The 6341-nt window shown below is 74.5% G+C and carries 4 protein-coding genes; 3 read left to right on the top strand and 1 reads right to left on the bottom strand.

Annotated elements, in window-relative coordinates:
* The first annotated feature begins 76 nt into the window (after positions 1–76).
* Both NBZ85_RS26075 and NBZ85_RS26070 read left to right on the top strand, forming a co-directional pair.
* On the top strand, positions 77–877 hold the full coding sequence (locus NBZ85_RS26075; protein ID WP_261562782.1) for an LppP/LprE family lipoprotein: 801 nt from the start codon (positions 77–79) through the stop codon (positions 875–877).
* A gap of 272 nt (positions 878–1149) precedes the next feature.
* Positions 1150–2961, top strand: a complete 1812-nt coding sequence (locus NBZ85_RS26070; protein WP_261559723.1) for a serine/threonine-protein kinase — start codon at positions 1150–1152, stop codon at positions 2959–2961.
* A 316-nt stretch (positions 2962–3277) separates the two neighbouring features.
* Here NBZ85_RS26070 and NBZ85_RS26065 read toward each other — a convergent pair whose 3' ends face one another.
* On the bottom strand, positions 3278–5515 hold the full coding sequence (locus tag NBZ85_RS26065; RefSeq protein WP_261562781.1) for a serine/threonine-protein kinase: 2238 nt from the start codon (positions 5513–5515) through the stop codon (positions 3278–3280).
* Positions 5516–5972: 457 nt separating this feature from the next.
* Here NBZ85_RS26065 and NBZ85_RS26060 point away from each other — a divergent pair, with 457 nt between their 5' ends.
* On the top strand, positions 5973–6113 hold the full coding sequence (locus NBZ85_RS26060) for a hypothetical protein (protein WP_261559708.1): 141 nt from the start codon (positions 5973–5975) through the stop codon (positions 6111–6113).
* Positions 6114–6341: the final 228 nt, after the last annotated feature.

Below are 6341 nucleotides of genomic sequence, written 5' to 3'. Positions count from 1 at the left end.
TCAGGGCACAACGCAGGGGAGGCCGTTATGCCCTGTCTGGCGCGGTCCGCGCGCAACGCGCCGGGTTCAGACGCCGATGGGCGGCCAGCCCGGGGCTGGGTCAGCCGAGCAGGATGACGACCCGCCGAGCTACGACGACCGCTCCGGATACGACACCGGATATGCCAACCAGGCCGGGAACGGCTACGGCGGTTCGGGAGGCCGGCGCGGTTCGAGAGGCGGCCAGCGCGGCGCGTTCGTCGCGGTCGCCATCCTGATCGTGCTGCTACTCGGCGGCGGGATCGCGGCAGCCGTCGCACTCAGCGGCGGCAGTGGGGACGACGACAACACCGCCCCGCCCGTCGGGACCACACAGGGCGCGGACGGCACAGCGGGCACGACGACGCCGGGCGGCGCCGCACCGGGCCCGGGCGTCACCTCCCCGCAGCAGAGCCCCTCGCCCTCGCTCAGCCCGTCACCGTCACCGTCGGCGTCGGCGTCGGCGAGTCCCGTGACGCTGTCCACCGACGACGCGGCGACCCTCGTACGCAACCAGGGCTACGAGCCGGACATGAGCACCTACCAGGAGGATCGCCAGCTCAGCGTGGTGATCGGCACCGCGCCGGCGGCCGGCGACACGCCCCGCCAGCTCGCCTTCGTCTTCGCCGACGGCAAGTACCGCGGCACCGACACCTCGGCGCCGAGCGCCCACATAGCCTTCCGCAGCCAACGCAACGACCACGAGGTCGTGCTGCGCTATGACACCTACAACCCGCAGGACCCGATCAGCTCCCCGTCCGGCCACGCCGACGTACGGTCCCGCTGGACCGGGACAAGCTTCATCACCCGCGACCCGATCCCGTCGAACGATCCGAACGTCGCCGGTAGTCGCCGGTAGTCGGGCCGTGGTCGGCCGCCGGGGACGACGCGCCCACCCCAGCGACCGGCCACATTCGGACGGCTGGAAGCATTACGGTTCGGGGAACACGGTCCTGCGGCGAACAAGGCGGCCCCGGCGGGCGGCCCACGGGCGGGGGCGGCGGGCCAGCCCAGGCCCACGATGATCAGGGGAGTGACCATTTCGGCGCAGGTCGGGCGGTCCGGGTGGCGGCACCGGGCACGGTGCCGGGCACGGTGCCGGCCGGGGCGGCCGGCCGGGGCGGCGTCGCGATGTTGACACCGCTGGTCGAGGACGACCCGCGCCGGGTCGGTCCCTTCGCCATCCACAACCGGATCGGCGCGGGTGGCATGGGCACCGTCTACCTGGGGTTCAACGCCGACGGGCGGGCCGCGGCGGTGAAGGTGCCCGACGCCCGGTTCGCCGACGACCCCGAGTTCCGCGAACGCTTCCGCCGCGAGGTCGCCGCCGCCCGGCGCGTGCACGGCCGCGCGGTGGCCGCGGTGCTCGACGCCGATCCGGAGGCCGTCGCCCCCTGGCTCGCGACCGAGTACGTGGAGGGGACCAGCCTCGCGGACGCGGTGCTGCGCCACGGGCGGATGGAGGAACGGCTGCTGCACGGCTTCAGCGTCGGACTCGCCGACGCCCTGATCGCCATCCACGCCGCCGGGGTCGTGCACCGCGACCTCAAGCCGTCGAACATCCTGCTGGCCTGGGACGGCCCGAAGGTCATCGATTTCGGCATCGCCCGCGCCACCGGAGTGCCCAGCCACACCCGCACCGGGATCCTCATCGGAACACTGGCCTGGATGGCCCCCGAGCAGCTGCGCGGCGAACGGGCCGGGCCGCCGGCCGACATCTTCGCCTGGGGCGCCTGCGTGACGTATGCGGCCACCGGCCATCCGCCGTTCGACTCGGATCAGGCCGACGTGCTGACCCGGATGCGCCAGGACCGCCCGCCGGACATCGCCGGGGTACCCGACGGGCTCGCCCCGCTGGTGCGTGCCGCGCTCGCCCGCCGCCCGGAGGATCGACCGAGCGCGGCCGACCTCGTCCGCCGACTCGTCGCCGACCCGCGGGTCGCCACGCCCGCGGACGCCGACCGGGCCGCCGCGCTCGCCCTCACACCCTGGCAGTCCCGTCCGCCGCTCGCCGCCCCCGACATCGCCGGCGCTGCCGTCGCTGCCGGCGATGTCCGCGCCGCCGGGGCGGCCGGGGCGGCCGGGGCCGCGGGAGCCGGTGCGGCGCTCGATCCCGACCAGCCCGACCAGCCGACTCACCCGCTGGCCCTGCGCCCCACCCCGCCGCCGGGCAGCGACCGCTCCATCGGCACCTTCCCCGTGCCACGCTGGTCCGAGGCCACCGCGGGCGGCGACGGGACGCCGGCCGCCAACGGCCCGGATCCGCGCGGGCGCCAGCTCGTCGACGTCTCGCCCCCGACCGACCGCCGCCCGTTTGCCGGGCGTCTCGCGGTGGCCGCCGCGCCGGGTCCCGGCGCCCAGCGCACCGGCGCGGGAGGTTCCAGCGGCCCGCGCGTCGGCGCGGGAGTCGCGGGTGGGATGGTCCGCGGCGCAAGCCCGCTGGACGCCGCCTTCGGCTGGTTGCCCCCGCCGTGGCGGCGGTCGGTCCCGCTGGCCGGCGGGGCGCTGTTGGTCGTCCTGCTGGTCGGCATCATCGCAGTCCTTGTCGGCACTGGCGGATCGGATCCACAGGTGGAGCCGCCGGGTGTGCCGGCGTTGGACAGCACCGCCCCGGGCACCCGCTCCGATCCGCTGGTCCCCGGCGGGCCGCGGCGGACACCCGCAGGCGGGGCTCACGGGCCGCTGCCTTCGCCGTCGACCGCTGCGCCCTCGTCCGGCGGGCCGCAGCCCCACCCGACAGCTCCGCGGGACCAGGCCCCGGCAACCGTCTCGCCGAGCACCGAACCGAGTTCACCGCAGACCGAGCGGCCGACGCCGACGTCCGGTGCCTCCCCGAGCGGCGAGCCGTCGCCGTCGGCGAGTGTCTCGGCCCCGGCGTCGCCCACGAGCTGCCCGACTGCCGGGCCCGCAGGCACGGCGACGACTCCGCCGCCCGCCTGTTAGACGCTTGAGCCCTGGATGTTCCTTCTGCGGCAGCGGTCGGGGCCGCGCCAGGGTCCCGGATGACCGGTGGCTCGCGGTTCGCGGCTCGGGGCTCGGGGTCCTGGCCGCCGCGAGACCGCCGGCATCCTTACCTACTCAGGTGTGCGCAGAGAGATGCTGGGGGTTGATGACGGTTCCAAGGGCCAGGGGGCCCGTCATCAACCTCCAGCACTCTCGGCCCACACGACCCGGATCGCATCCGGATGACCATGGTCTCGCGAGGAACCGCGCGGTCCGCTACTCGGCGTAGTGGCTCACGGGCGCTGGTGGGTAGCTCCTAAGGCGAGGGCCGGCTGGACGGGGAGCTGCCGCAGGACCCCTTGCTGCCTGCGCGTCCGCCGGAGCCCTGGCAGGTCTTTGTCGGCTTCGGCTTCGGCGTCGGCTTGCTCGTCGGCTTGGGCGCCGGCTTGGGCGCCGGCTTGGACGCCGGCTTGGACGCCGGCGGGCTGGACGAGGGCTCCGCCGACGGCGACGGCGGCGCGGGGGTCGGCGAACGCGTCGCGGGCGGAGCCGGGGGCGGCGTCGTGACGGTGCCACCCGGACTGGGCGGCGCCCCGCCCGGGGACGGCGCCGGTGACCCTGCGGATCCCGAGGTCGGGTCGAGTCCCGCAGCGCCACCGGGAACAGGGACGCCTGGAACGGGCGCGCCGGGGGCGGCGGGCATGCCCCCGGCGCTCGCGCCCGGCGCCGCCGCGAAGCCGGGCCAGCTGCCGCCGCCACCGGTCAGCCCTGGCGCGGTGAGGGCGGCGCTCGGGGACGCACCGGCGGTGCTGGCGGTCACCCGTGCGGACGGTGCGGGGGCCGGGTCCGAGCCGCCGGAGGGGATTGCCGCAGCGGCGACAGCTGCGGTGACGAGGCCGAGCAGCAGAGCTATGCCGCCGGCCAGGGCTCGGGAACGCCGCCGACCGGCCGCATCCGGGGTCTCGTCGCCCGACTCGCCAGATCTCCCTGCGGTCGCCCCGGCCCCCACCGAATCGGGCGGTATCCGCCCTGACGGCGTCCTGGTGCTCTCACCCGGCAGACCCGTCGCCGCCGGACTGGACCGCGGCGCCTCCCCCGAACCGGCCAGGCCCGCACTCACCCGACCGGGCTGCACCGCACCGGCCGGGCGCGCCGCGACCTGGGTCGTCGCCATGTCGGGTGCCTCCGCCGCGTCGACCATCTTCGCCGGCTCGACCGGCGTCACTGGAGCGGCAGCCTTCGCCGGGTCGGCAGCCTTCGCCGGGTCGGCACTGCGCCGATCCGGCACGCCGGACGAGGCCAACCCACCGGATCCCGGCGACCCTGCCCCGACGGGCAGGTACACCGGCGCCGGTGTCGTCACCGGATCATCGAACTCCTCGTCCGTCAGCGGGGACGGTCCCGTCCCCGGCGCCATCGCCTGACCGGGCAGGTGCATCGGCACCGGCGTGGTGATCGGATCGTCGAACTCCCCGTCCGCCGGGTCGATCGGGGCTGCCAACACGGCGGGCTCGCCCGGAGAGGGTGGCCCGGACGGGGTGAACCATCCCACCGGTTCGCGAGATCCCACCGGGGCAGCAGGTCCCGCCCCGGATGGCCCAGCCAGGCCACTCGGACGGCCGGCGGCCACCACAGTCGCCGCCGCCGAGGCCATCGAGGACGCCGAGGCCATCGAGGACGCATAAGACGCATAGGACGCCGAGAATGCCGAGGATGGCGGGGTACGCAGCGGTGGCAGTGCGGGCAGACCCACCAGGCCTGGCAGCAACGCCTGCAGCCGATCCACACCGGGGCGCTCGTCCGGGTTCTTGGCGAGCATCGCGACCACCACGGCCCACAGCTCGTCGGGGATGCCTATGGGCCGGCCCGGCGCCAGATCGGCGTGCGCCCGCAGGATGGACAGCATCTCCCGGCCGGCGAACGGCGCGACACCGCAGAGCATCTCGTACAGCATCGTGCCGGCGGCGTAGATGTCCGCGGCCGGCCCGATGGGGCCACCGCCGACGCTTTCGGGGGCCATGTACAGGGGGGTGCCCAGCATGCCGCCAGGAATGGTCAGCCGCGTCGCCGCGGACGCCATCAGGCCGGCGACGCCGAAGTCCGAGATCTTCGGCCGGAACCGTTCCTCTCCGCGGTCGAGCAGCACGTTCTCGGGTTTGAGATCGCGGTGGACGATGCCGAGTCGATGGGCCGCCCCGAGCCCGACGAGAATGTCGATCATCAGGCCGACCGCCTCCGCGGGCGGCATCGTGCGGCGCCGCTGCAACTCCCGACGCAGATCCGAGCCCTCGATGAACTCCATCACGATGGCCAGGTCGCCGCGTTCGGCCACCAGGTCGTGAATGGCCACCACATAAGGCGACTGGACCCGGATGAGGATCGCGCGCTCACGCATGAACCGGGCGACCACCCCCGGATCCGACGTGAAGTGGGGCAGCAGGAGTTTGAAGGCGAGAACATTGCCCGCCTCGTCGCGGCCGCGCCACACCTCTCCCATACCGCCCCGACCGATGCGGTCTTCCAGGGTGTAGGAACTTCCCAGCTTTCTAGCCACTCGACGCCATCACCGCTTCACTGTGGGTTCCAGGCGGAACTGCGAGCATCCCCCGCGGCGCACCGTCCGGTCCCGTCTTGTAGCAGCGGCCGCGCCGAGGGCGGCACGGTCGGCGGCAGGCCGTGCAGCCGTGGTCACGCCGTACCCACGCATTCCGCGGATCTCGGAGTTGCCGCGGCCGGTGAACGGCGGACGGCGGTGCGCCCGTCATTTCGGCACGGTATTCGTGCCGCGATCCACTGCCCGAAAGGGTTACCCCACGTTCCGCGCACACGTCGTCCTCTCCGCGCCGGCATCGGCGGGCCGCCTTCATTCCCGGTAAAGGCGTGCCCGCGGGCCGAAGCTGGTACCCGCGGTTCCTGTGTGCGATGTCCCTGGTCAGAATGCCGGACGTCGGCGAGCAGGAGAAACCGGGCAGATATGGTTTTCATCACCGGGGGAAACGAGGGACTCGGGTTTGAGACGGCGCGGCAGCCCGCCCGCCGCCCCCGTGGCCGGCACCGTCCTCGCTCTGGAGATCGACGTCACCTCGGACGAGTCCACCGGGAAGGCGGCGGCGTGGGTCACCCCGCGGTTCGAGCCCGTCGACGTCCCGTGAACAACGCCGGGATGATCGATGGGCGCGTCTCGCGGGCGCCGAGGCCACCCAGCGGCCGACCGTCGGCGCCGGCGGCTCCTTCGCCCGCAACGGCGCCGTGCTCCGGTGAGGTCGCGCCGGCGCGCAGGTGGCCACCACAGGCGCCGGCATCACCGGCATCACCGACGTCCAGACCGACATACACAACATCGACGATGTCGACGATCGACCCGGCCCGGGTGCCCAGGC

Origin of the sequence: Frankia tisae (assembly GCF_025403405.1) — a bacterium.
GTDB classification, from domain to species: Bacteria; Actinomycetota; Actinomycetes; order Frankiales; family Frankiaceae; genus Frankia; species Frankia tisai.
The sequence above is the reverse complement of the archived record's forward strand: the minus strand, read 5'-3'. Positions and strand labels throughout refer to the sequence as shown.